The organism is Buttiauxella sp. BIGb0471, from assembly GCF_024807715.1.
Lineage (GTDB): Bacteria > Pseudomonadota > Gammaproteobacteria > Enterobacterales > Enterobacteriaceae > Buttiauxella > Buttiauxella agrestis.
This window is the reverse complement of the sequence record NZ_JANUEU010000005.1, coordinates 1-25648: the sequence shown is the minus strand read 5'-3', so window position 1 is coordinate 25648 and position 25648 is coordinate 1. Positions and strand designations below refer to the sequence as shown.

At 46.9% G+C, this 25648-nt stretch carries 22 protein-coding genes, 2 tRNA genes, 1 rRNA gene and 2 pseudogenes; 16 read left to right on the top strand and 11 right to left on the bottom strand.

Annotated features, from left to right (window positions below; genetic code table 11):
- Nucleotides 1-8: 8 nt before the first annotated feature.
- The 12 genes and pseudogenes from tagH (at nt 9) to M2371_RS15960 (ending at nt 14308) form a co-directional block, all read left to right on the top strand.
- Nucleotides 9-1334, top strand: a complete 1326-nt coding sequence (gene tagH, locus M2371_RS16005) for a type VI secretion system-associated FHA domain protein TagH (protein ID WP_259268155.1) — start codon at nt 9-11, stop codon at nt 1332-1334.
- Nucleotides 1331-1861: a type VI secretion system lipoprotein TssJ gene (gene tssJ, locus M2371_RS16000; RefSeq protein ID WP_172895462.1), complete on the top strand. Its 531-nt coding sequence runs from the start codon at nt 1331-1333 to the stop codon at nt 1859-1861. Before tagH ends, tssJ begins: the two co-directional genes overlap by 4 nt.
- A 5-nt stretch (nt 1862-1866) precedes the next feature.
- Entirely contained in the window at nt 1867-3210 is a 1344-nt protein-coding gene (gene tssK, locus M2371_RS15995) for a type VI secretion system baseplate subunit TssK (RefSeq protein ID WP_259268154.1), read from the top strand.
- A gap of 4 nt (nt 3211-3214) precedes the next feature.
- Complete coding sequence (gene icmH, locus M2371_RS15990) at nt 3215-3976, top strand: type IVB secretion system protein IcmH/DotU (RefSeq protein WP_172895464.1); 762 nt, start codon at nt 3215-3217, stop codon at nt 3974-3976.
- A gap of 16 nt (nt 3977-3992) precedes the next feature.
- Nucleotides 3993-6623 carry a type VI secretion system ATPase TssH gene (gene tssH, locus M2371_RS15985; protein ID WP_259268153.1) on the top strand — a complete coding sequence of 877 codons (2631 nt, stop codon included), beginning with the start codon at nt 3993-3995 and terminating at the stop codon, nt 6621-6623.
- On the top strand, nt 6623-7309 hold the full coding sequence (gene vasI, locus M2371_RS15980; RefSeq protein ID WP_259268152.1) for a type VI secretion system-associated protein VasI: 687 nt from the start codon (nt 6623-6625) through the stop codon (nt 7307-7309). The genes tssH and vasI overlap by 1 nt, the downstream gene beginning before the upstream one ends.
- An 18-nt stretch (nt 7310-7327) precedes the next feature.
- The gene (gene tssA, locus M2371_RS15975; protein ID WP_259268151.1) at nt 7328-8734 is read left to right on the top strand and encodes a type VI secretion system protein TssA; all 1407 of its coding nucleotides are present in this window, start codon (nt 7328-7330) and stop codon (nt 8732-8734) included.
- A gap of 14 nt (nt 8735-8748) precedes the next feature.
- Nucleotides 8749-12291: a type VI secretion system membrane subunit TssM gene (tssM, locus tag M2371_RS15970; RefSeq protein WP_259268150.1), complete on the top strand. Its 3543-nt coding sequence runs from the start codon at nt 8749-8751 to the stop codon at nt 12289-12291.
- Nucleotides 12291-12659: pseudogene (locus tag M2371_RS21650) on the top strand (type VI secretion system ImpA family N-terminal domain-containing protein); the annotation flags it as partial. The gene tssM and the pseudogene M2371_RS21650, both read left to right, overlap by 1 nt.
- Before the next feature lie 328 nt (nt 12660-12987).
- Nucleotides 12988-13041, top strand: a complete 54-nt coding sequence (locus M2371_RS21645) for a hypothetical protein (RefSeq protein WP_404979405.1) — start codon at nt 12988-12990, stop codon at nt 13039-13041.
- A gap of 77 nt (nt 13042-13118) precedes the next feature.
- Nucleotides 13119-13670, top strand: coding sequence for a VasL domain-containing protein (locus M2371_RS21640; RefSeq protein ID WP_404979404.1), 552 nt, complete (start codon nt 13119-13121; stop codon nt 13668-13670).
- A gap of 158 nt (nt 13671-13828) precedes the next feature.
- Nucleotides 13829-14308 carry an Hcp family type VI secretion system effector gene (locus tag M2371_RS15960; protein ID WP_259268148.1) on the top strand — a complete coding sequence of 160 codons (480 nt, stop codon included), beginning with the start codon at nt 13829-13831 and terminating at the stop codon, nt 14306-14308.
- 38 nt (nt 14309-14346) lie between these two features.
- Here the strand turns inward: M2371_RS15960 and M2371_RS15955 are convergent, their stop codons facing one another.
- The 4 genes from M2371_RS15955 to dnaQ form a co-directional block, all read right to left on the bottom strand.
- Nucleotides 14347-14796: a hypothetical protein gene (locus tag M2371_RS15955; RefSeq protein WP_259268147.1), complete on the bottom strand. Its 450-nt coding sequence runs from the start codon at nt 14794-14796 to the stop codon at nt 14347-14349.
- A 2-nt stretch (nt 14797-14798) separates the two neighbouring features.
- A complete protein-coding gene (locus M2371_RS15950; RefSeq protein WP_259268146.1) occupies nt 14799-15689 on the bottom strand; it encodes a hypothetical protein in 891 nt (296 codons plus the stop codon).
- A 308-nt stretch (nt 15690-15997) separates the two neighbouring features.
- Nucleotides 15998-16074: transfer RNA gene (locus M2371_RS15945), tRNA-Asp, on the bottom strand.
- Nucleotides 16075-16208: 134 nt separating this feature from the next.
- A complete protein-coding gene (gene dnaQ / locus M2371_RS15940; protein WP_172895474.1) occupies nt 16209-16940 on the bottom strand; it encodes a DNA polymerase III subunit epsilon in 732 nt (243 codons plus the stop codon).
- Between dnaQ and rnhA the strand changes: the two genes are divergently transcribed.
- On the top strand, nt 16894-17466 hold the full coding sequence (gene rnhA, locus M2371_RS15935) for a ribonuclease HI (protein WP_167333327.1): 573 nt from the start codon (nt 16894-16896) through the stop codon (nt 17464-17466). The genes dnaQ and rnhA overlap by 47 nt on opposite strands.
- On the opposite strand, the gene M2371_RS15930 is transcribed toward rnhA, so the two are convergent.
- On the bottom strand, nt 17417-18181 hold the full coding sequence (locus M2371_RS15930; RefSeq protein WP_172895475.1) for a methyltransferase domain-containing protein: 765 nt from the start codon (nt 18179-18181) through the stop codon (nt 17417-17419). The genes rnhA and M2371_RS15930 overlap by 50 nt on opposite strands.
- Before the next feature lie 36 nt (nt 18182-18217).
- Between M2371_RS15930 and gloB the strand changes: the two genes are divergently transcribed.
- A complete protein-coding gene (gene gloB / locus M2371_RS15925; RefSeq protein ID WP_259268145.1) occupies nt 18218-18973 on the top strand; it encodes a hydroxyacylglutathione hydrolase in 756 nt (251 codons plus the stop codon).
- 70 nt (nt 18974-19043) lie between these two features.
- Complete coding sequence (gene mltD, locus M2371_RS15920; protein ID WP_259268144.1) at nt 19044-20402, top strand: murein transglycosylase D; 1359 nt, start codon at nt 19044-19046, stop codon at nt 20400-20402.
- 59 nt (nt 20403-20461) lie between these two features.
- On the opposite strand, the gene M2371_RS15915 is transcribed toward mltD, so the two are convergent.
- From M2371_RS15915 to M2371_RS15905, 3 genes are all read right to left on the bottom strand, one after another.
- Entirely contained in the window at nt 20462-21229 is a 768-nt protein-coding gene (locus M2371_RS15915) for a class I SAM-dependent methyltransferase (protein WP_172895478.1), read from the bottom strand.
- A gap of 76 nt (nt 21230-21305) precedes the next feature.
- Nucleotides 21306-22103: an endonuclease/exonuclease/phosphatase family protein gene (locus M2371_RS15910; protein WP_034493561.1), complete on the bottom strand. Its 798-nt coding sequence runs from the start codon at nt 22101-22103 to the stop codon at nt 21306-21308.
- 150 nt (nt 22104-22253) lie between these two features.
- On the bottom strand, nt 22254-23429 hold the full coding sequence (locus M2371_RS15905; protein ID WP_259268143.1) for an MFS transporter: 1176 nt from the start codon (nt 23427-23429) through the stop codon (nt 22254-22256).
- A 104-nt stretch (nt 23430-23533) separates the two neighbouring features.
- On the opposite strand from M2371_RS15905, the pseudogene yafC reads away from it, so the two are divergent.
- Nucleotides 23534-24447, top strand: a pseudogene (gene yafC / locus M2371_RS15900) (DNA-binding transcriptional regulator YafC).
- Here the strand turns inward: yafC and dkgB are convergent.
- From dkgB to rrf, 3 genes are all read right to left on the bottom strand, one after another.
- The gene (gene dkgB / locus M2371_RS15895) at nt 24444-25247 is read right to left on the bottom strand and encodes a 2,5-didehydrogluconate reductase DkgB (protein ID WP_259268142.1); all 804 of its coding nucleotides are present in this window, start codon (nt 25245-25247) and stop codon (nt 24444-24446) included. The pseudogene yafC and the gene dkgB sit on opposite strands and share 4 nt — an antisense overlap.
- A gap of 174 nt (nt 25248-25421) precedes the next feature.
- A tRNA-Asp gene (locus M2371_RS15890) sits at nt 25422-25498 on the bottom strand.
- 63 nt (nt 25499-25561) lie between these two features.
- Nucleotides 25562-25648 (bottom strand): 5S ribosomal RNA (gene rrf, locus M2371_RS15885); the annotation flags it as partial.

The window sequence follows — 25648 nt, the reverse complement described above, 5'->3', positions numbered from 1 at the left end:
AGCGCAATATGGCAGAGGATAAACAGCAGCCGTCACTTTCATTACAGATTATGAATGGTAATGAACTGGAAAGTGGCCGGGCAGCAAAATGCCTGTTTACGACAGAAGGCGGTGATATTGGCCATACCGAAATGTGTTACTGGTCTGTACAGGACAACAAGCAAAGTATTAATGAGAAAGCCTGTTCCGTTGTCTGGCGAGACGGCATTTTTTGTTTGCAAATACACACGCGAAATTTACAGCTAAATCAGGCGCCTGTAACTCAGAACGCGGGTTTAATTCGTTTGCGTCAGGGAGATGAAATCGGCATCGGCACCCTGCGTATAAAAGCACAATTTCATCTGGGCGAAGGCGACGATTTGGATCTGCAAAATACGACGCCAGAAACCATTGTGATGAACCAGGATCGGTTAACCGAAACGTTACTGACCACAGAAGGGCAACCAAGCTACCAAAGCACCCTGCCTTACCGGGAAATCGCGCCTTCGATTGTGAATGGTTTTTCTTCGGACCCGCTTGCAGCCCTACAAAAAGAGAGTCTGACAACTCACCATGCAACATTCTCGGCTTTTGATGAACCTTCTCTTATGCAGTACAGCCATCAAGTCCCGCTTACCGCGCCGGGTTCGGATGCTCCTCGAAAAGGTGGCATCGATAACCACTTCATGGATTTGCCCGATATCAATAGTTTGCGCGCTAAAGAAAATGAAGAAACACACCACAACGATGCCAACGATCTGACTTACCACCATGTCGCCGTTTCACCACTCATGCGTGGCTTGGGTCATGCACTTCCACTGCACAACTCGCAAAGTGCAGATGATTTTCTGGAAGAGATTGGCCGCACTTTGCAAGCAGCGGTGAAAGGGTTGTTAGATCTGCAACACCAGCAAAATAGCCTTTCTGATAAGCATTTACGCCCGCTTGAGGATAACCCGTTACGTCTGAATTTGAGCTATGAAGGTGCGCTGAACGTACTCTTTGCCGATGGAAAAAGCCCAGTGCATTTGTCTGCTCCAGCCGCTGTCGCTGAAAGCCTGCGCAATATGAAACTGCACAACCAGGCGAATCAAACTGCCATCGTTGAAGCGCTTCGCATGATGCTTGATGCCTTCTCTCCCAATCAATTAATGACGCGTTTTGCACAGTACCGCCGCAGCCACGAACAACGTCTGGAAATGAACGATGCCTGGGCATGGAACATGTACTGCAACTATTACGATGAGCTGGCTTCGAGCCGGCAGCTTGGTTTCGAAAGATTATTCAATGAGGTTTACGCGCAGGTCTACGACCGCGTATTGCGTCGGTCAGACCGGGAGTCGGATGCACTATGAAGTGGAGATGGTCCCTGGCGATGGCAATTCTGTGTCTCATCACAGGAATACTTAGCGGATGCGAAACGGCAAAAAAGTTAGGCCAGGTGATCGCTGACCCAAATATTAAAGTGGGCGAAGCCGCCGAGCAGCCTTCTGAACTGGTCGTCACACTTCTGACCGAGCCGGACGCTAATGCCAACGAAAGTGGCGAGGGTTTGCCGGTAAGCATTCAGCTTATTTATATGAGTGAAGACTCCAAGCTGCAAGATGCTGATTTTGATCTTATTGCGGGTGCCAAGCTTGATGAGGTATTGGGTAAAAACTATATCGACAACCAGGATTTCAGCTTACTGCCCAACACCATTAAAACGCTACCACTGATAAAAATGAATCCGGTAACTCGTTATATCGGCGTAGTGGCCTATTTCGCTGATGATCAAATTACAGAATGGAAGCAAATAACATCTGTTGAAGGTATCGGACATACCTATCACCTGCTGGTACATGTGCGCGACAGCAGTATCGAATTAAAAAAAGAGGAATAACGATCGTGGCAACCATGAAAAATAAAGTTATCTGGCAGGAAGGTTTATTTGTTAAACCCCAGCATTTTCAGCAACAGCAACGACATAACGATTATGTTCTACAGAATCGTCTGCTGGCGCTGAGTAATATCAACTGGGGTTTTACCGATCTGGATATTGATGAAACTCAACTTAAGCATGGCAAAATCAGTATTAATAAAGCGATCGGATGTATGTCCGATGGAACAGTATTTAGCATCCCAGACCAGGATATTATCCCCGCGCCGCTGCTAATTAATGAGTTAAAGACTTCGGCCAGCCGCGAAATTTATCTGGCTCTGCCAATCATTAGCGATGTGATTAATGAAGTTGAAGGGATGCATAGTGCAGGACAATCTTCGGGGCGTTACCGTATTAACTACAGCGATGTTCGCGATCTTCACACCAATGAAGGCGATGCCAGCGCTCTCGCTCTGGGTCAATTACTTCCTTGCCTGATGAGCGGAGCCGAAGATTTAAGTTCCTGGGTGACGATCCCTTTATGTCGCATTAAAGAACGCCATCCCAATGGGATGCTGGAGCTAGATCCCGAATTTATTCCCAGCGTTATGACGACTCATTCCAGCACCGCCTTGACGCGTTATCTGGGAGAAGTGACCTCCTCTGTCACTAACCGTGCCGAAGAACTGGCAAAACGTATTGGCGCACCTTCGCAACAAGGTATTGCCGATGTTGCCGAATTTATGATGCTACAGATGTTTAACCGCAATCAGACAAAATTCGCTCATCGCTCTGCGCTGGCTCGCTTACACCCTGAGGTTTTTTATCTGGATTTGATTTCATTGTATGGCGAGCTTGTGACATTCACAGAAGAGAGTCGCCTGTCTGAAAAGCTTGGCTTCTATCAGCAGGAAAATCTGACCGAAACGTTTAATCAGATAATGCCTCGATTACGCAAAGCGCTAAGTACGGTATTAGCTCCACGCGCGATGAATCTGCCATTTACTTATATGGATGGCATTTACGCCGCCATCGTTAATGATTCAACTCTTTTGCAATCCGCAACCTTTGTGCTGGCGGTGAAATCGCAAATGCCACACGAAACATTACATCGCCAATTTGTGCAGCAATCCAAAATCAGCTCCGTGGAAAAAATCCGCAATGTTGTAAGCGTTCAAGTTCCGGGGGTTCAGCTGGTGCCGCTTTCCACCGCTCCTCGCCAGATCCCGTATCACGCCAATTATGTCTACTTCACCCTGGATAAAAACAGCCTGGCCTGGGCGGAAATTGTGCGTCACAACGGAATCGCTTTGCACGTCTCCGGGAACTTCCCGGAACTCGAGCTACAGCTTTGGGCAATAAGAGGATAACGCTATGAGCGAACTCTCTGAAGCATCGGTTTTCACTGATGAAACCAATGACGATAACCAACGCCAGTATCGGCTGGCGCTTCGCGGCAATAGTCTGAATCCAATGATTGATGGAGCAACCCCTCTTCTTGGCATGGTGTTGCGTCTGAAAACCATGAGCAGTCGTGGGTTACCGGACCATCTTTTTGGCCAGGTTGTTACTGATATTCGTGCGATTGAGCAACTACTGCAGAACCATGGCTACGAGCCTGGGACCATCATTTCGTTTCGTTATGTTCTTTGTACTTTCATTGATGAAGCGGCGTTGGGCCAGGGCTGGTCAAGCCAGAACGAATGGGTAAAACAATCACTGTTGGTTCATTTTCATAATGAAACCTGGGGCGGTGAGAAGATTTATATTCTGCTTGAAAGGCTGATTGGTGAACCGAAACGATATCGCGATCTACTTGAGTTTCTGTACTTATGTTTTTCGCTCGGATTCCGTGGCCGCTATAAAGTCAGTATGCAAAACAACGATGAATTCGAACATATATTTCGCCGCTTACACCACGTACTCCACCAGTTGCGTGGGGATGGTCCCTTCCCGCTATTGCATCTGGATAAAAGAAACCAGCATTCGCCGTACCGCTTAGTAAAACGCCTGGGCATTAAGCATTTGCTCGTAGGCGGTATCACCCTTCTCCTCGCGACCTATTTATTTTATCTACTGCGCCTGAACGCGCAGACCCAGGACATTTTGCAGCAGCTAAGTGGCTTGCTGAGATAACAATAAGGATATTGAGATGATCCAGATTGATTTACCTACGCTGGTTAACCGGCTGAATCTTTTGTCAAAACAAGCGTTGGAGATGGCAGCGGCTGAATGCGTCAACCAGCAAGCATCAGAAATTACCGTCGCGCAAGTCCTGATACAAATGCTGGCAACTCCGCGTAGCGATGTCCGTGTTATCGCCGAATATTCCGGGATTGACCTCGGGGAGCTACGCGACGCACTGACTCTCGTCGGTGGATATAAAGGTCAATCCGTTGATAGCTACCCAAGTTTTTCACCATTACTGGTGGAATGGCTTAAAGATGCATGGCTGCTGGCTTCCGCCGAGATGCAGCTTGGACAATTACGCGGCGGAATCTTACTGCTTGCCCTGCTTCATACGCCTTTGCGCTACGTACCGCCAGCCGCAGCGCAATTACTGGCGCAGATAAACCGCGACTTGCTCCGGCTGAATTTTACCTCTTGCACCAAAGACTCTGCGGAGTCCGTCATTCTTGATGACAATGCCAAAACATCGGCGATAGCACACAACGAAGAGAGTCTGCTCGCTCGCTACTCCACCAATGTGACGAATGATGCACGCAACGGCAAACTCGACCCCGTACTGTGTCGCGATGCCGAAATTGATCTGATGATCGACATTCTGTGTCGCCGACGGAAAAACAATCCCATTGTGGTTGGCGAGGCGGGTGTAGGTAAAAGTGCGCTAATTGAAGGGCTTGCTCTACGTATCATCCATGGTCAGGTCCCGGAAAAGCTGTTGAATACAGAACTCGTGACCCTCGATTTAGGTGCGCTTCAGGCTGGAGCATCCGTTAAAGGCGAGTTCGAAAAACGTTTCAAAGGGATCATGACGGAAGTGCGTGAGGCCACAACTCCGGTGATTTTATTTATCGATGAGGCGCATACGCTTATTGGTGCAGGCAACCAACAGGGCGGGTTGGATATTTCCAATCTACTTAAACCCGCGCTGGCTCGTGGTGAACTGAAAACCATCGCGGCGACAACCTGGAGTGAATACAAAAAATATTTTGAGAAAGATGCCGCACTTTCGCGGCGTTTTCAGCCCGTTAAGGTAAACGAACCCACCGCCGCTGAAGCGACTATTATTTTGCGCGGACTGGCCTCTGTCTACGAGCAGGCTCACGGCGTGTTAATTGATGATGAAGCATTACAGGCCGCCGCGACACTCAGCGAGCGATATCTTTCTGGCCGTCAGCTTCCGGATAAAGCGATTGATGTACTGGATACTGCCTGCGCCCGCGTGGCAATTAATATTTCCTCCCCTCCGCGCCAAATCTCGGCACTCACAACGCAGAGCCATCAGTACCAGGCAGAAATCCATCAGCTGGAGCGCGAGCATAAAATTGGTTTGCCGCAAAACGATGCTCGCCTGCTCGAATTACATCAGCTTCATGAACAGGCGAACGCACAGCTCGGCGAACTGAATGAAAGCTGGCACCACCAGCAGGATTTGGTGCAGCGCATTGTGGCGCTGCGTCATGAACTACTGATGAACAGTGAAGAAAATGTTGCAACAACACTGCCCGAAAAACGAGAAACACTTCAGTCGCTTATGGTCGAATTGGATACGTTGCATCAACAGCAATTGTTGGTTTCCCCGCATGTTGATAAGCGCCAGATTGCCTCGGTGATTGCAGAGTGGACAGGCGTACCGCTTAACCGCTTGTCGCAAAGCGAAATGACATTAATTACTGAGCTTCCGACATGGCTCGGCGACAAAATTAAAGGCCAAACGCTAGCCATTGCACAGTTACATAAACATCTTCTGACGGCGAGAGCTGACCTGCGCCGCCCGGGGCGCCCATTGGGTGCATTTTTGCTGGCAGGCCCAAGCGGCGTCGGCAAAACAGAGACCGTTTTGCAACTTGCCGAGTTGTTGTTCGGCGGCCGCCAGTATCTCACCACGATCAATATGTCGGAATTCCAGGAAAAACATACCGTTTCACGCTTGATTGGCTCGCCGCCAGGTTATGTCGGCTACGGCGAAGGTGGTGTGCTGACAGAAGCGATTCGCCAGAAACCTTATTCCGTCGTTTTGCTCGATGAAGTCGAAAAAGCGCACCCGGATGTGCTGAATCTCTTCTATCAGGCTTTCGACAAAGGCGAAATGGCCGACGGCGAAGGACGCCTGATCGACTGCAAAAACGTGGTCTTTTTCCTTACCTCAAACCTGGGTTATCAGGTCATCGTCGAACATGCGCAAAACCCAGAGCAACTTCATGAAGGACTTTATCCGGTACTGGCCGATTTCTTCAAGCCGGCCCTGCTGGCGCGTATGGAAATTATTCCTTTCCTGCCCCTCTCAGATGAGACCTTAAAAACCATTATCACCGCTAAGCTGGAAAGGCTCATTACTTTGCTAAACCAGCGATTCAGTGCTGAAACAATAATTACAGAGCAAGTCAGTGAAGAAATCATGCTTCGTGTCACGCGGTCCGAAAACGGTGCCCGCATGCTCGAATCCGTCATTGATGGTGAAGTATTGCCGCCGCTTTCGTTACTGCTGCTGCAAAAAATGGCAGCGGGTTCAGTCATCCAGCGTGTGCACATCGCTGTTGATGAGCACCGTTTCACCGCAGAGATTGAAGATGCGGCAACTGAGGCGCAAGGCATCTGATGAAGGGATCGACATTAGCCAGCATATTGCTGGCTTTAATACCGCTACAAGCCAATTGCGCCTCGACTCAGTTCGATAATTTCCCCACAGAAGACACGCTAAAAGCGATGCTAACCTGTCGCGCCGAACCGGCTTCGCTGGTGCGACTGGACTGTTACGACCATGCTCTGGCACCACAATATCCTGGATTTGCCGGCGCGCTAAAAAAAGCCCAATTGCAGGGCGACGCCTGGATGCGAGCCTATAACCAGGAGCTGCAGCGCGACGATCACTCCACCACTTTTATAACCCGGCAAACGGAGGGTGAGCGCCCTTCAGTGGTGATTACCACCCCTGCGCTGGGAAGTGTGCCCCCTCGCCCGGTTTTGATGTTCAGTTGCATTGATAACATCACTCGAATGCAAATTGCTTTACCTGAACCCCTTAAAAGTGCACCAAATCTGTCGATTACTACGGAAAAAACGCACCTTAACGTCCATTGGTTTTTACGTGAAAGCGATTCACTTCTTGAGTCCAGCCGAGGCCTGGCAGGGATCGATGAAATCAAACAACTCTTCGCTGCGCAGACGCTGACGGTAGACATTGCAGGCCAGTCGCAACCTTCCCTGCATGCGATGACATTTGCCATTACCGATCTGGAAAAAACACTTGAACCAATGCGGGCTGCCTGCCATTGGGCAAGCTAGTTTTACAAGGGAGCTAATATGGATATTTCAACATCGCAGACATGGGTTGAACACGTTGTCGCTTCTCTATCAGAAGAACAAATCAGTTCTGTGCTCAGCGAAAGTAATGCCGACTGGGAATACATTGACAGGGAAATGGTTAAGCTTGGGTCGCTTAATCACTCACAGCTGGATATTGCTGAAATACAGCAGCGTTCCCTGAAATTACTGGCGAACGAAAGCAAAGATTTTCGCGTAATAGTCCATCTGCTACGAACACTGCAACATTCCGGGAAAGCGGTTGAGTTGATACTTTCCGTTCAACTGCTCAATCAATATTTACAGCGATTCTGGAAGCCGTCATGGCCGCATAAAGAGGCTCATAAAAACCGCTTCGCGCAGCAGATACTCTCTCGTTTTGAGGCTGCTGCGGCAGGCTTTGCGAGTGATTCAAACCAGACCCAGCATACAGCGATGTTGGATGAATTTGCTCAACTCTCAACGTTCTGGCAAAAGGCTGGCTGCGAGCAACTTGCCGCGACCGCACATGAGTTAATTTCGCTTTATCAGCGTCATATTTTCGAACATGCTTCTGCACCAGTTGAAAATGTATTAGCGACTACACCAGCCAATTTATCAACGGCTATCAGTACGCCTCTCCCCACTATTTCTATTGAAAATCATGACGATAAAGCCTGGAGACAAACGCTTTTAAAAGTCGCGGATTTGCTATGCGAGCGCAATCCTCAATGCCCGGTTGGATATCGTCTGCGTCGCTACGCTATCTGGCAAACTATCACCAGCGCCCCACAGGCGGAAGTTGATGGAAGAACGCAGCTGGCGGCATTCTCTGTCGATTTAATGGAGGATTACCAGGCTCGTCTGACATCCGCAAATAGTGAACTCTGGGAACAGGTTGAGAAGAGCCTTCTGCTGACGCCTTACTGGTTCGACGGACACTGTCTGTCAGCCCGAATTGCAATGCAGCTAGGGTATTCAGATACCGCAGAAGCGATACGTGATGAGCTTAATTATTTCTTAAACCGAATTCCGGCGCTAAAAACATTACTGTTCAACGATTATTCCCCGTATTTGTCACAAACGACACAGCATTGGCTTGATACGCATGCAGCAAAAACGGCTTCTACTTCTTCTCTGAGCAGTAATAGCGATACAGAAACTCTTTGGCAGTGCTTTTCAGAGCAAGGCCTTACCCCTGCATTGCAATTGCTCGATCAATACCAGCAACAAGTTCACGAACCACGAGATCAATTTTACCGACAATTTTTTGGCGCCCAGCTTTTTGAACAAGCCGGATTGGTCACCTCTGCACGTCAGCAATACAAAATGCTGCATCAAACAGCATGTCAGATGACGTTATCTCAGTGGGAACCCGTCTTACTTAAACAATTAGAAGAAAAAATCACGACGGACAGTGATGTTTAAACAGGAGTTTTATTGTGTTCAAAGTTTCTAAACCCGGCTTTTTAAGAGCGCTAAGACCGACACTTAAACCAGCAATGCCGAGGTTAAAAATCTCCGCAATGATTTTGCTGATTGTAGGCTGGGTATTATCACTGGTCTGGATTTGGTGGAAGGGGCCAACCTGGATGCTGGGCGACCAACATCCACTCGCTCCGCAGGCTAACCGCTGGCTGGCAACGGCCGTCTGGGTACTGATTGCACTGACATGGCTAACATTACGTATCGTTAAACGATTGCAGTTTCTTGAAACTCTGCAACAGCAGCAACGCCAGCATGAAAAGGATCCGATTAGCCTGGAGATCCACCAGCAACAGCGCCATCTAGACCATTGGTTATTACGCCTGCAACGCCATCTGGCACGGCGTAATTATCTCTACCATTTACCCTGGTATATGATCATTGGCACTTCTGGAAGCGGGAAAAGTACACTTTTAGGAGAGGGCTATTCTGCCGATACCATTTACGCACCTGAAAAAGTTCGCGGCGAGAATAACTCAACCTGGCATATTTCACCTCGGGTCGGCGCTCATGCAGTTATTTTCGATATCGACGGGGCGCTTATCGAGCAGCCGGTTAGTGAGCAGGAAGAAACGAATTCTAACGCGAGATTATGGGTACATTGGCTGGACTGGCTAAACCAGAAGCGTCATCGTCAGCCCCTTAACGGCATTATTCTGACCGTGGATTTGCCCGAGCTATTAACGGCAAATAAAAATCAACGTGAGCGTCAACTCACGATATTGCGCCAACGTCTTCAGGATATTCGCCAGCAGCTTCATTGCGAACTGCCGGTCTATATCACCTTAACAAAACTTGATCTGCTTTTTGGATTCGCCCCACTTTTCCAACCGCTTGATAAGCAAGAGCGGGATGCAACGTTGGGCGTCACTTTTACCGCAGGTGCTCACGAAAATGAGCGCTGGCGCGAGGAGTTACATGCTTTCTGGCAAGAGTGGATGGAGCGTTTTAATCAGGCGCTACCGAATTTGTCACTCAATCATGTGGAAAGCAGCCAGCGAAGTACTTTATTTAGCTTTAGTCGTCAGGTTCAGGGAATTATCGAGCATCTGGAAGCCCTTATTTCAGGTTTGCTGGCAGGTGACAATATGGCAGTGATGTTGCGCGGGGTTTATCTCACTTCGTCGCTGCAACGTGGTCAGGTAGACGACATGTTTATTCAGTCAGCCGCAGCGCAATACCGACTGGGACAGAATGCAATGACCTCCTGGCCAATGGTCGAAACACAGCCTTATTTTACCCACAGACTGTTCCCCCAAACGTTGCTGGCAGAACCTAATCTGGCAAGCGAAAACAGCGTGTGGCTTGGGAAAAACAAACGTCAACTCACTGTCTTTTCCGCTATTGGAGCGGTTGCGGCAATCGCCTGTATTGCTGGCTGGCATCACTATTACAAATCGAATTACCGCTCGGGTGTCACCGTTCTTGCGCAGGCAAAATCCTTTATGGATATCCCACCACCGCAGGGCATTGATGAGCTTGGCAATCTGCAATTACCGCTGCTCAACCCCATTCGAGACGCCACGCTTGCTTACGGTGATTATCGTGAACATAACGCCCTCACCGATATGGCTCTTTATCAAGGAAGAAGAATTGGCCCCTATGTCGAGAGAACTTACTTGCAACTGCTTGAGCAACGCTATTTACCGGCACTGCTAAACGGATTGATTCGGGACCTGAACAATGCGGAGCCTGAAAGTGAGAAAAAACTCGCGGTACTGAGGGTTATCCGCATGCTCGAAGATAAAAGTGGCCGCGATAACAAAGTGGTGGAGCAATATATGGGGCAACGCTGGAGTGACAATTTCCATGGTCAGCGAGGCTTGCAGGGGCAACTTATGGCGCATCTGGATTATGCCCTTGAACATACAAACTGGCAGGCGCAACGCATGGCAGGTGATAACGATTCAATTAATCGTTTTCTACCCTATACGAAACCTATTGCAGCGGCACAGAAAGAGCTCAGTAAGCTCTCAATTTATCAGCGCGTTTACCAGAGTTTGCGCACCAGAGCATTAGGCGTGTTGCCTGCAGACCTGAACCTGCGCGATCAAATTGGGCCAAGCTTTGACAAAGTGTTTGTTGCCAATAAAGAAGAAGATCTCTCCGTTCCTCAATTCCTGACGCGTTACGGGTTGCAAAGCTATTTCGTTAAGCAGCGCGACAGCCTGGTTGAACTTACCGCGCTGGATAGCTGGGTACTGAATATCACCAAAGATGTGACCTACAGTGCCGCCGATCGTGAAGAGATTCAGCGGCATATTACTGAGCAATATATCAGCGACTATACCGCGACCTGGCAGGCAGCTCTGAACAATCTCGATCTTCGGGAGTATGAGGACATGCAACAGGTGATTGATGCGCTCGAGCAGATAATTAGTGGCGATCAGCCTTTTTACCGCGCTCTGCAAGCGCTCCGTGACAATACTCAATCGCCACCTCCACCAGCCAACCTGCCGGATAAAACTCGCGAAGCGATGATGTCTGCGTTGGACTTCCAGTTGCTGACACGTCTTGGACGCGAATTTGCTCCTGAAAACAGCGTGCTAGCCGAGGGTAAAGACAAAGACAGCACATTGCAGACGGTGTACCAGCAATTAACCGAGTTGCATCGGTATCTGCTCGCCATCCATAACTCGCCGGTGCCGGGTAAATCTGCACTTAAAGCTGTGCAGCTTCGCCTTGATCAAAACAGCAGCGATCCTATCTTTGCGACACGCCAGTTAGCAAAAACGCTTCCAGCTCCGTTGAACAGATGGGTGGGCAAACTTGCCGATCAGGCCTGGCATGTTGTGATGATAGAAGCGGTTCATTACATGGAAGTCGAGTGGAACGAAAAAGTGGTGAAAGCCTGGCAGCAGACTTTAGCCGATCGCTATCCATTTGATCCACAAGCCGAACAAGATGCATCGCTGGATGCTTTTGATCGTTTCTTCAAACCAGCCGGGATCCTCGATAGCTTCTACCAGGAAAACCTCAAACTGTTTATTGAAAGCAAACTGACGTTGGGCGAAGACGGGCAGGTCTTGATCCGTCAGGATGTACAGCAACAAATTGAAACTGCACAAAAAATTCGCGACACCTTCTTCACGCAACAAAGTGGTTTAGGGACGCAATATGCCGCAGAAACCGTTGAGTTGTCCGCCAATAAGCGCCGCAGCGTTCTGAATATGGATGGGCAGTTATTGGACTACAGCCATGGGCGCAATTTCACGGCTCATCTGGTGTGGCCAAACACCATGCGAGAAGGGTCTGAAAGTAAGCTCACGCTCATTGGAACGGGTGGTGGCGCACCTCGTAGCATCATCTTTAGCGGGCCATGGGCACAATTCCGCCTGATAGATGCAGGCCAACTGACCAACGTTGAAGATGGCTCGTTTGATGTTCGGTTTAATGTCGACGGTGGCCATATGATCTATCGGATTCACGTAGACACTCAGGACAATCCATTCACCGGCGGGCTTTTTAGCGATTTCACCCTTCCGGATACTTTGTATTAATGGTTATTCCCCGGTGGCAGCGCCGGGGATATTCAGGGAATGACAGTATGAGCGACACAAAATTGATCATCAAACTGGGTGAAGATCCACGTAGCTTGCCTGAGTTTAGTGCTATTCGGGAAGAGGTGAATAAAGCCAATCATCCCACTCACCCAGAAGTGAATTGGCGGCTCGTCGAATCTCTGGCACTAACACTTTTTAAAAGCAATGGAGTTGACCTGCATAGCGCCACCTATTACACCCTGGCACGCACGAGGATTAACGGGCTGGCGGGTTTTTGCGAAGGATGCGAATTACTGGCAGGGTTAATTACTGCGGAATGGGAACACTTTTGGCCTCAGAACTATCAGGCCCGCTCAGATATGCTGGAATGGTTTAATAACCGTGTCGGTAGTATCTTGCGCCAGAACCCTTCCCTTCTCACCGCCGATACAAACCTTTTGCTGCGTACGGAAAAAACTCTGCAACTGATATGCGATAAGCTTCAGCAAGTAGAATTAAAACGTATTCCTCGCGTCGAAAACCTGCTTTATTTCGTGCAGAACATCCGTAAGCGTGTGGAGAGTGAACAACTTGCACTTTCTACACCAGCGTACTCATCACCGACATTAGTTTATATGCCCGCGCAGTCGGACTTTACGGATGCGATGAATTACACACCGCCAATGACAGATTCAAACCCTCAGTCACCGAAAATTGAAGTGCATTTTCCAGGATCAGAAAATCCCCCCCGCCCCTGTCCACCATTAACTTTGCGCGGTTTTCTATCAGGTGCCATCTGTAGTGCGATTATTGCGGCCGGTATATGGTGGTGGAATGTGCTTCCTATGCAGCAACAGATAACTCAGGTGAATGACACCCCACAAGGCAGCGCAACATTATGGCTTGCCTCACCTGATCTGGAAGATTATACCGACCGACTGGACCAGTTACTTGCTGCCTCACCGCTACAACCCCTCGAAACCGGTGAACTCCTCAGACGTACCGCACAAGTTACCTGGTCAGAAAGCACTCAACAACAGTTAGCCAGTGCGAAATGGCAAGCAACCCTTAAATCGCGTGCTGAGAATAGCCCATCACTAAGGAGCTATATGCAGGCACAACAGGATATACATGCATTTGCAGCCCTACTCGTGGAACGTGAAAAAAATAAAGAAGGTATGACTCTTTCGTATCTCAAAACAGTGGCTTATCAGGTTGAGACTTTATTGAAGCAGGGAACACCACTGGAGGTATTAATCACCCAATTAGAGGATGCGAAGAGACAACACCTGGGCACACAAATACTAGAAAAGCAGATCGATGAACGAATAAGTGCCTTGTCGAGTCGTTACCTGTTAGTTCGCAATTTCAATGCAGAAAATGAACCTACACCCTAAATAATTCGAACTGCCCAAAGGCGACAAGGCTGTAAGTCCCCAGGAACATAGATAACTATGTTCCTGGGGCGCACGAGCGCAGTCAACGCATGTGCATCTTGAAATATGACGGGTATACATTGCCTGTCGATAATAAACACCAGTAAGGGAAAACTACCATGGCAAATTTAATCTATCTGACACTGACTGGATTACAGCAAGGACTGATGTCCGCAGGCTGCTGTTCGCTAGATTCAATTGGAAATAAAGCTCAAATTGCACATTTGGATCAGATTATGGTTTATGGATTTTCACACTCCATTACTAGAGTAGAAAATGCAGTTCATCACCCCGTTATCATTACTAAACCCGTTGATAAATCAACACCGCTTTTAGGCAAAGCAATTTCTGAAAACGAAATATTAAACTGTGACTTTGATACTTATCGGATCAACAGATTTGGTATTAATGAACTTTACCTAAAAATAAAATTAACAAAGGCCAGGATAACGGATTACCATCTTGTGCTCCCTAACAACCTATTAGACAACAAAGAACAACCTCAGGAGGCTATTTCACTTTCTTATGAAACTATAACCTGGGAGAATGTACCTGCAGGAACTAGTGCATATAGCCTTTGGAATGATCGAGTTCTTTAGCTCGAGTCAATTAAGCTCCATACATTATTATGGAGCTTTTACTTACCATCCCCCCAGGGTACCGCGCTGGTTAATGTAGCGCATTTACTTTTATCCTTTACATAATAAACACCTGAAAACCCGCCATCAACCGGACATGAATGCCAAGAGGAAAAAGCCAGACCAATATTTAGAGCCGGTCCAATTAATACCGAAGAGAAGAAAAGTACACAGCTAACGAAAGTCATTGTTGTCATATGTTTCGTAATACCTGGATGTGCTATGTGATCTCTTGTAAAAAAACCACTAATAAACACAACTTCCATGTAAACAATAAATGGCAAAGAGGATAGTATAGGAAACACTCTCCAGTTAAGGTAAAAGAAATCTCCGTGAGATAATAAACTCATAACATCAGCTAAGCATAACCTAGCAATAAAAATTGTGACTATAGGCAAACTAATAGAAACAGCTATAATGATTAATAACCTCTTTAATCTTATATCCATATCTAGAACCCCTCTCGCAGGGAATTTAACGTCGGGGACAGTTTTTTCAAATTCCACTCTTCAACTCTATTTCTTTCCTGAATACCTTGTTTAATAGCATTTTTCAACTTATCTGATAATTGATATTTTTTATCAAGATAATCTATTGCAAAGGTTATAATAAAACCCATTAAAACTACCAAAAAAATCCCTCCAGAAATTGGTATTGTTATAACACCAGTTGCTGCAACACCAGATCCAACCATCATCATAATTTTTGTAATAAAAACAGTCAGAATTATCTTCGCTACATCCATAGTAATGTCACCAATAAAATCTACAACTTTGTAATCGTCTTTAAATATCAAATCAATAGTCCTGTATGCCAATGAAAACCAGATACAGAACCGAGCACCACTGATAATGGCTCCATTCTTTCCCGCGTTACCAATGCCTAGCTCTAGTACCTGTGGGTTGTTTATTGCATACCGCGTACCTTTTAGGATACGACGAATACCTGCATATCCGGTGATTTTTACATATTGAAAACCTTTTTCTTTATATACAGAGGCTTTAATACCCAATCCTTTTAGGTTAAAAATTAGTTTATTAGCATCATTATAGTATGATGTTAATTTATGAATATTTTTGATGCCACCAACCATATCTTTAATATTCCCTGCATAAGTCGCTACAGGATCGACCAAATTAAGGAGCTGATTTAACGCAGCATCAGCTTCGGAAAGTGTCAACAACATAATATGCTTTGTATTTTTCTGGAGTTCAGCTTCTAAATTCAATGTGTCCAAAATATATTCATGCTGAGGTATCAGTTGATTTATAGGAACTTCCCTTCTTAAATAATCACCTAAATAACCTGCAGCGGTATTAGTCTGCCTAAGTTCATCCTTCATGATATCGTCCTTAATGTGTTAGTTTAACGTGGATGATAATTTTTCATTCAATACACATTCGTGATCTACATTAAAATATAAGGAAATATCATTAATAACATGCGAATAAATAGAATATTAAAAATAAAAATCACTCTAAAATAACCTAGGGAAATGAATGATCGCTAATTATAATAATTAAATATATTTAAGATGTTGGGCATGAAGAGAAAGCACGATCTTAAGAAAAACTAAATGCAGGAAGGTGAAAAACAAACATACAGAAACGACGAAAGCCTGAATCATTTCTGATTCAGGCTTTCTGATTGTGGCGGAACGGACGGGACTCGAACCCGCGACCCCCTGCGTGACAGGCAGGTATTCTAACCGACTGAACTACCGCTCCGCGTTTTGTTCCCCGTCGGGAACGAGGCAGATATTACGTACTGGGCCTGTAAGCGTCAACGTTTTTTCTAAAAAATCTAATCAGTTGCCGGTAATTTAACCCAACTGGTGATTTTTAATCCATCAATCCTGTTTTTACATCCGCCACAGGCAACTTCCACCTTTCTTTTCCACAAGATCAAGCCGCGATTCATGCGCTTCCAGTTCCACATCACTGGCTCGAATGATACGTATACCTGAATCATGACGCACAACACGCTGTATACCGCTATCTCCGGTACGCTGCTGAACGTCCCCTTCCATGGCAAACTTCAAAGAGGTTTGGCCGCCCGTCATCATCAAATAGACGTCAGCCAAAATCTGGGCATCGAGCAATGCGCCGTGTAGTGTTCGTTTGCTGTTGTCTATTTCATAACGATTGCAAAGTGCATCAAGGCTATTACGCTTGCCCGGGAACATTTTACGAGCAAGTGCCAGACTATCGGTAACTTTGCAGAAGGTATTGGTTTTCGGGATATCGCGTTTAAGCTTCCCGAACTCATAGTCCATAAACCCAATATCAAACGACGCATTATGGATAACCAGCTCCGCGCCGCGAATATAATCCATGAACGAATCAGCAACCTGATCAAACGTGGGTTTGTCTGCCAGAAACTCATCGGCAATTCCGTGAACGCCAAAGGCTTCCGGGTCCACCAGCCTGTCAGGCTTCAGGTAAACGTGGAAGTTATTACCCGTCAGCCGGCGGTTAATCACTTCAACCGCACCGATTTCAATAATGCGATGCCCTTCGTAGTGAGCACCGATTTGGTTCATACCGGTGGTTTCAGTATCCAGGACTATCTGTCGTGTAATTGGTGTGCTCATGTCGCTCGTTTATGTCAGACTTGGTTTTTTAATCACAGGAAGTCTACCAGAGATGCGCAAACAGGTAGAAATTTTCACCGATGGCTCTTGCCTCGGTAATCCAGGCCCGGGCGGTTATGGCGCCATTTTACGGTACAAGCAACACGAAAAAATTTTCAGCGTTGGCTTTCGTTTAACGACAAATAATCGCATGGAAATGATGGCTGCGATCGTCGCACTTGAAGCGTTAGTCGAACCTTGCGACGTGGTGCTTAGCACTGATAGCCAATATGTTCGTCAGGGCATTACCCAATGGATTCATAACTGGAAAAAACGTGGCTGGAAAACCGCCGATAAAAAACCAGTAAAGAATGTCGATTTGTGGAAACGACTGGATGCCGCATTAAGCGAGCATAAAATCAGTTGGGAGTGGGTGAAAGGCCATGCCGGTCACCCCGAGAACGAACGTTGCGATGAACTTGCGCGTGAAGCGGCTTCTAATCCAACTCTTGAGGACGTGGGTTATCAACCAGAGACGAAGCTTTAGTTGTCTCCCGAAACTGCCTTGTTGCCCCGACCGCTGATCGAATTTGTGTTTTCGCTTTCCGACTTTTCATTGGATTGAGCGTCAGCGGTAATGTGCGCTTACGTGCCACAATGACATGCATACATCCCAACGCAGGAAGGTGGGTGCTGAGCATCTTCCCACCTTGTTTACTCCAGGGTAAAACCTGGAAACTGCGTTGGTGCATCACTTCAAAATTCAGTAACGCTAACCAGTCAAACATCCTCATTGGTGTGAACATTCGGCAATGATACGGCGTGCGTTTGCGTAAAAACGGAACAATTTTACCCAAGCCGAGCAAACTCACCGGGTTAAAACTGCTTAAAATTAGCCAACCGTCATCAATCAATACTCGATCCACTTCTCGGAGTAATCCGTGCGGATCCTGGCTCCAGGGTAATGTATGAGCCAACATACAGGCATCGACCGATTTAGCAGCAAAGGGTAAATACAGCGGATCGGCATTAACCTGAAGCCGCTCGCCTTGTAGTGCGACATTCACCTGGTGTGAAATAGCGCATGCTTCGGTGTTAATTTCTGTGCTTAAGTTACCAATCTTCAGAAGATGAAAACCGAACATCTTAGCAAGCCAGGGCTGGAGTTGGACTTCCAGAGCTTCGCGGTAATATTCGCCCCAGGGCAGCTCTCCCCAATGATGCGGTGAAATGAAATTATCAGGTATCCTTGCCGGTTTCATCACTACCTTCTTAACGCAATTCAGAGAGGTTGAATTATGAATCTTAACAGTATTTCTGCATTCCAGGATAACTACATCTGGGTTCTGAACGACGAACAGGGTAAATGTATCATCGTCGATCCTGGTGAAGCTGAACCAGTGCTTAAAGCGCTTGAAACCAACCAATGGACACCAGAGGCAATTTTACTGACTCACCATCACAACGATCACGTTGGCGGCGTAAAAGAACTTGTGAAAAAGTATCCAGACCTTGTGGTATATGGCCCTGAAGAGACACAAGATAAGGGAACGAACCGGGTAGTCAGAGAGGGTGATAAGGTCAATATTTTAAAGTATGAATTTAGTGTTATTGCCACTCCCGGTCACACTTTAGGACATATCTGTTTCTACTGCGCACCTTATCTATTTTGCGGCGACACTCTATTTTCTGGTGGTTGCGGCAGGCTTTTTGAAGGCACAGCGAGAAATATGTTTGATTCTTTTCAAAAGCTTAACAAACTCCCCGCTGAAACGTTAATTTGTTGTGCCCACGAGTACACACTTTCGAACATTAAGTTTTCCTTATCGATCCTTCCCAGCGATGATGAGTTAAACCGATACTGTCGAAAAGTTAAGGAGTTACGTGCAAAAAACCAATCAACGCTACCCAGTTCTTTAGAAAATGAACGCAAAATAAATTTATTCCTTAGAACACATGATATTGATTTAAAAGACAAAATAAAAGAAGAAACAAACTTGCAACAACCACACCAGATTTTTGCATGGTTACGGACAAAGAAAGATACATTCTGAATTTTCTGGTTGTGTTGTTTGGAAGTGGAAGGTATTCTTGCTCGTCTTTTAAGCAACTATTGACACACACATGAAGGCAAAAGCGATATTACTCGCCTCTGTCCTGCTAGTGGGGTGCCAGGCGTCGAAGCATGACGGCAACATCCAACAGCACGCACAGAGTCTGTCTGCAGCTGGTCAAGGTGAAGCAGGAAAGTACACAGGTAAGCGATGGATGGACGATGGGACATACCTCGCAGATAATCAAAACTTGTGGAACTTCATTGGCGACGAGCTAAAGATGGGGATACCGGAGAATACCCGGATCCGCGAACAGAAACAGAAGTACCTGAAGAATAAGAGCTATCTCCACGATGTAACATTACGGGCAGAGCCGTATATGTACTGGATTGCCGGGCAAGTTAAGAAACGCAACATGCCAATGGAACTAGTACTACTACCCATAGTGGAGAGCGCTTTTGACCCCCACGCTACCTCTTCTGCGAATGCCGCTGGCATCTGGCAGATTGTACCGAGTACGGGTCGAAATTATGGTTTAAAACAGACCAAAGCATACGATGCACGTCGTGATGTAGTGGCTTCTACCACTGCCGCACTCGATATGATGCAGCGTCTGAATAAGATGTTTGACGGCGACTGGTTGTTAACCGTGGCGGCGTACAACAGCGGCGAAGGTCGTGTACTGAAGGCAATGAAAGCGAATAAAGCTCGTGGCTTACCTACGGATTTTTGGTCGCTTTCACTGCCACGGGAAACCAAGATTTACGTACCAAAAATGCTGGCTTTGAGCGATATACTCAAGAACAGCCAAAAATACGGTGTACGCCTGCCGACGACTGACGAAAGTCGTGCTTTAGCGCGAGTTGAAGTGAGCGATCCGGTGGAACTGACACAAGTGGCTGAAATGGCGGGAATACCATTAAGTACGCTTAAAACGTTCAACGCTGGGGTTAAAACCTCGACTGTTGGCAAAAATCAGCGTTATGTGATGGTGCCTAAAAAGCATGCCGACAAGCTGAAAGCCTCTTTGGCTTCCGGTGAAATTGCAGCAGTGCAGCCAACGCTTGTCGCGGATAACCGTATCAGCGCAGGTGGCAGCAAATCTTATCGTGTTCGCTCGGGTGATACCCTGTCGAGCATCGCTTCACGCTTAGGCGTTAGCTCAAAAGATTTGCAAAGTTGGAACGGCATACGTGGCGCGCATATCAAAGTTGGCCAAACACTCAGTGTCAAAAATGGCGCTCAGAGCTTAGCTAAGAACGATAGCATCACGTATAAGGTGCGCAAGGGTGATTCGTTGTCGAGTATCGCTAAACGTCACGGTGTGAATATCAAAGATGTTCTACGCTGGAACGATGATACGGACAATCTGAAACCTGGCGATCAGTTGACGCTGTTTGTAAGCAACAACTCTACACCTGATACATGATTGTTTATTCGAAGAAAAGGCACCTATTTAGGTGCCTTTTTTATTCCTGCTTCGCAATGTCAGACTTTCCTAGCTTCGACCATCACAATGTCGCTGGTAAACGTCCCATCAGCCTGCAGATCAAAATAGCGTTGTACTTCGTCTGATGCGCTTCGTTGATAAGCACGGATAGCATCAGCCATTACCGTAGGTGTTCGCATACGTGCAATCCAACTTGAAAATTCCAGAACCAATCGGTCGCACAATAAGTTTTGCGTCACTAAACCTGCCTCGTTAAACATGCCCAGTAACTCTCCGCTGGAATAGTTATGAACATGCGAAGTATCCCGCAATGCTTCAACAGTTTGTAACCAGATATCCAGAACAGGATGGCCAGGTGACATAACATCCATAAACACCACCACGCCGCCAGGTTTCAATACGCGCCTTACTTCCCGTAACGCTTTGCCAACGTCGTGCCAGTGATGAGCTGAATAGCGGCTGATCACAACATCAAATGATTCATCCGCAAATGGTAAAGCTTCCGCATAACCCTGCTGCGTCTTTATATTGGAGATATTACGAGTTTTAGCTGCCTCACTGACCACCGACAGCATTTGTTCGGAGAGATCGTAAGCAACAACATCTTTCACCTGTGACGCGGCAATAAAACTCGCATGCCCTGCCCCACATCCCATATCAAGCAGTTGGGCCTCAGGAAAATCGGCCAGACGCGCGTTCAAGCGCTCCAGGTCTCTTCCTGAAGCGTGTACAGCGCTACTCAGATACGCCCCTGCCTGAGAGCTAAATTGTTGGCTGACTTTGTCATGGTGAGTTTGTGTTGTCATTGTATTGTCCTTGCAGTTGATTATAAGTAAGGGCAGCACACAGGTCTGCCCAGTGGCAGACCTGACTAACCTTACTTCAATCAGGTTTGCCGGGACGGAATTCGACTAGTAGAGGGTTGTGGTCAGACGCGCGGGTAACCAGAACAGAGGCTTCCGTAACATTTAATCCACGATAAAACACGAAATCGAGAGGGCGACCAAAAGCCCGACGGCGATGATCGTCAGTAAAGCGCACCTCACGCAGAGTCATCTCGCGAGCAAAGCGGTAGAGTGCATTCATGCGAGGGCGACTCCAGGCATTAAAATCGCCTGCCATAATAATCGGCCCATTATGATGGCCAATTTGATCACCAATTGGCCCAAGTTGCTTACTGTAAACATCCACACCCAGGCTGAAATTCACGGCATGAATATTCACGACCATTAATAAACGGCCATCAGGCAGCGGGTAAACTGTTACTAACGCGGATTTAGACAAACGTAGAATCGGTTCACGTTCGCGCAGTGGGCAACAGTAGACAGGATGTGCGGCAGACAACGTCATCACGCCAGAGGGGTGTTGAGGCAATACAAACGCCGGAACCTGATCTGCGGCCAGATAATTACTGGTCGCAAATTTTACCAGTTCAGGAGTGGCTTGCGCTTCCTGCAACAAGACGAGGTGAGCATCTTTACCAAAATTTTGCAGCACCGAAAGCCACTCAGCTCGTTGCTGCTTGAAGATATTCCATACCAATACTTTTAAGGAAGCCTCGCTCGGCAAAGGTTCCCCGGGTGGCAATGCCTGACCAATAGTTGCAAAGGAGCCAGGAGGCAGAATGCGTTCTGCTGGCTGACCGGCAACATATCTCATGGCATAAGTATTTTTGCGCACTTTTTTACTAATGACCTCTGTAACCAAAGAAGCCTCCATATCGAAGGCTGTCTTTCAGTTATAGGGACTTTAGTGCAGAGTTTCAACGACCAATTCAAACCATTGATGAACAAGACCGTAAGCAATTGCTAACGATCTTGTTTAAATGAGTTACCCGACAGCAATTTCTCGGCGGGAATCAAGTCGGCCACTGAACGTAATTAAAAGTAATGCACCAACAACAATCACCGCGCCAATCCAGGGCGTTTGCGCCAAACCAAAGCTTTGAACCGTTTGACCGCCAATAACAGAACCTAATGCGATCCCAACGTTAAAAGCCGCGATATTCAGACCAGAAGCAACATCTACCGCATTTGGCGTGTAAAGCTCAGCCTTCTGCACAACATACACCTGCAAACCAGGTACATTGCCGAAAGCGAAAATCCCCATGATTAACACCGTCACTAAGGCACCAATATGTGAACTAGCCGTAAACTGGAATACCAGGAGTAATGCGGCAAGTGCTGCAAAAATGAATTTCAAGGCAGGCACAGCACCATGACGGTCAGCAAGTTTCCCGCCCCAGATATTCCCTATTGCTACGGACACACCATAGCCTAATAAAATCCAGCTCACTGCTGCTGGCGAATAACCTGCAAGATCCTGCATCATCGGAGCCAGGAAGGTAAATGCCGTAAACACGCCACCGTAACCTAACGCCGTGATCGCATAAATAATCAACAAGCGTGGGTGAGTCATCACTTTCAGTTGATCTTTTAAACTGGCGACAGCGCGGGTTGGAATATTCTTTGGAATCAGAATCGTGCTGCTTATTAAGGCAATAACACCAATAGCCGAAACGGCAAGGAACGTTTCGCGCCAACCAAAATGCTGGCCAATGAACGTCCCGAGGGGTACGCCAGTAACCAATGCCACGGTTAAACCACCAAACATAATCGCAATGGCAGATGCCGCTTTTTCTTTAGGGACCAGACTGGTTGCGATGGTTGAGCCAATTGAGAAAAACACGCCATGCGCAAGTCCTGTCAGAAGACGAGCAATAACGAGGGTTTCATAGTTTGGCGAAAGCCAGGCTAACAGATTACCCGCGGTAAATAATGCCATCAGACCAATCAGTAATTGCTTACGAGGCAATCTCCCGGTTAATGCCGTTAAAACAGGAGCGCCCACAGCGACGCCCAACGCGTAAATAGAGACTAACAATCCAGCAGAAGGTAATGAAATTGAAAGTTGGTCAGCGATTGTTGGTACCAGCCCAACAATGACAAATTCTGTAGTACCGATTGCAAATGCACTGATAGTCAGCGCCCATAGTGCCAGAGGCATAATTTACTCCATACTGCGTGTCTTTTGATGACACGCAGTATGGCGTGATGGTTAAATAACAAAAATATGCAAAATCTCAATACAATTTTGTCTCAGGAGCAATAATGAAGGCCACCTCTGAAGAACTGACGATCTTTGTCGCCGTTGTGGAAAGCGGAAGTTTTAGTCGTGCAGCGATACAGCTCGAACTGGCTAATTCAGCTGTGAGCCGCTCGGTGAAAAAATTAGAGATGAAGCTAGGGGTAACACTTCTAAATCGCACAACGCGCCAGCTGAGCCTTACAGAAGAAGGTGAGCGTTATTTCCGCCGCGTACAACAGATCTTGCAAGAGATGGCAGCGGCTGAAAATGAACTAATGGAAACACGACAAAGGCCTCGAGGTTTACTGCGCATTGATGCCGCGACCCCTGTGATGCTCCACCTCTTGATGCCGCTCATTAAACCTTTCCGTGAACGCTATCCGGAGATAACACTTTCGCTTATTTCCTCAGAGACATTTATTAACCTGATTGAACGTAAAGTCGATGTTGCCATTCGCGCAGGAACGTTGACGGATTCAACACTTCGGGCCAGACCTCTTTTCACTAGCCAGCGTAAAATTATTGCCTCTCCTGAATATTTAGCACAAAACGGAATACCGCGAAGTGCAGAGGAACTTCAGGATCATATCTGCCTGGGTTTCTCTGAAACAGAAAGTTTGAACAAATGGCCGGTCGCCCAAGCTGATGGATTACGGTATGACATCACACCGGGAATAACATCCAATAGCGGTGAAACACTCAAGCAGCTTTGCCTGACCGGGAATGGTATTGCATGCCTGTCTGACTACATGATTAATAAAGAAATAGCTGAAGGGAAGTTTGTGGAATTACTTGCAGACAGACTGCTGCCCGTAGAAATGCCATTCAGTGCGGTGTATTACAGCGATCGCGCTGTCAGTAGCCGGATTAGAGCATTTATTGATTTTCTAAGTGAGCATGTGCAACAGCCCCCGCAGGGGCTGTAATGGAAGATTAATCCCAGAGTGGAGCCAGACCTTCCGGGCTAACCAGTCGATCGTTACAGTCCAGTTCTGTAATGGCCATCATATCTTCCTCATCGAGCATAAGAGTCTGCGATCGTAAATTACTTTGCAGATTCTCACGTTTTGTTGAAGAAGGAATAACCGCATAACCCAACTTCCTTGCCCATGCCAAAATAACCTGAGCCGGAGTTGCATTATATTTCTGTGCAATTCGTCCAATGACTTCATCTTTCAGTGCCTTACCATAGGCAAGAGTCATATATGAGGTGATATGGATATTATGTTCATGTGCCCAATCAACGACTTTGCGGTTGTGCAAATACGGTGAAAGCTCAATTTGGTTGGTCGCTATATTTTCAGCCCCCACCGCATCAATTGCCTGCTGCATCAGGTCGATAGTGAAGTTAGAAACACCAATATTGCGCGTTAGTCCTTCTTTTTTCGCTTCAAGTAACGCCTGCATAAACTCTGCAACTGGCACAGCATCATTGGATGATGGCCAGTGAATTAGAGTCAAATCGACATAATCTGTACGCAATTTGCGCAGACTTTCTTTCAGGCTTGGGATTAATTTTTCTTTGCTTAGATTCTCAATCCAGATTTTAGTGGTGATAAAAAGCTCACTACGTGCAACACCACTTTCTTCAATAGCCTGCCCTACAGCAGCTTCATTCTCATAAATTTGTGCTGTATCGACCGCGCGATAACCTAATTCAAGCGCTGTTTTTACTGATGCGATCACAACATCGTCTTTCAAACGAAATGTACCTAAACCAAATGCAGGAATTGTCATTTTTTACCTCGTTGGGGATATATGTTTGTTATACGAGGATTATGCAGCGGATAACTTTGCTAAAAAAGTCAGGTAAATGCAGAAGATATTTGCGTTAAACACAATAATACAGAGATATGCTAAATTTTATGCATAAAAAAGCCCTGAGTCTAAAAGACTCAGGGCTTAAATAAGTGGCGGAACGGACGGGACTCGAACCCGCGACCCCCTGCGTGACAGGCAGGTATTCTAACCGACTGAACTACCGCTCCACTGAATTTCTTTCTTACTACCACCAGGTGTCACATTCTGGCTTTTACTGCTTTGAATTTGGAGCCTGGCAGTTCCCTACTCTCGCATGGGGAGACCCCACACTACCATCGGCGCTACGGCGTTTCACTTCTGAGTTCGGCATGGGGTCA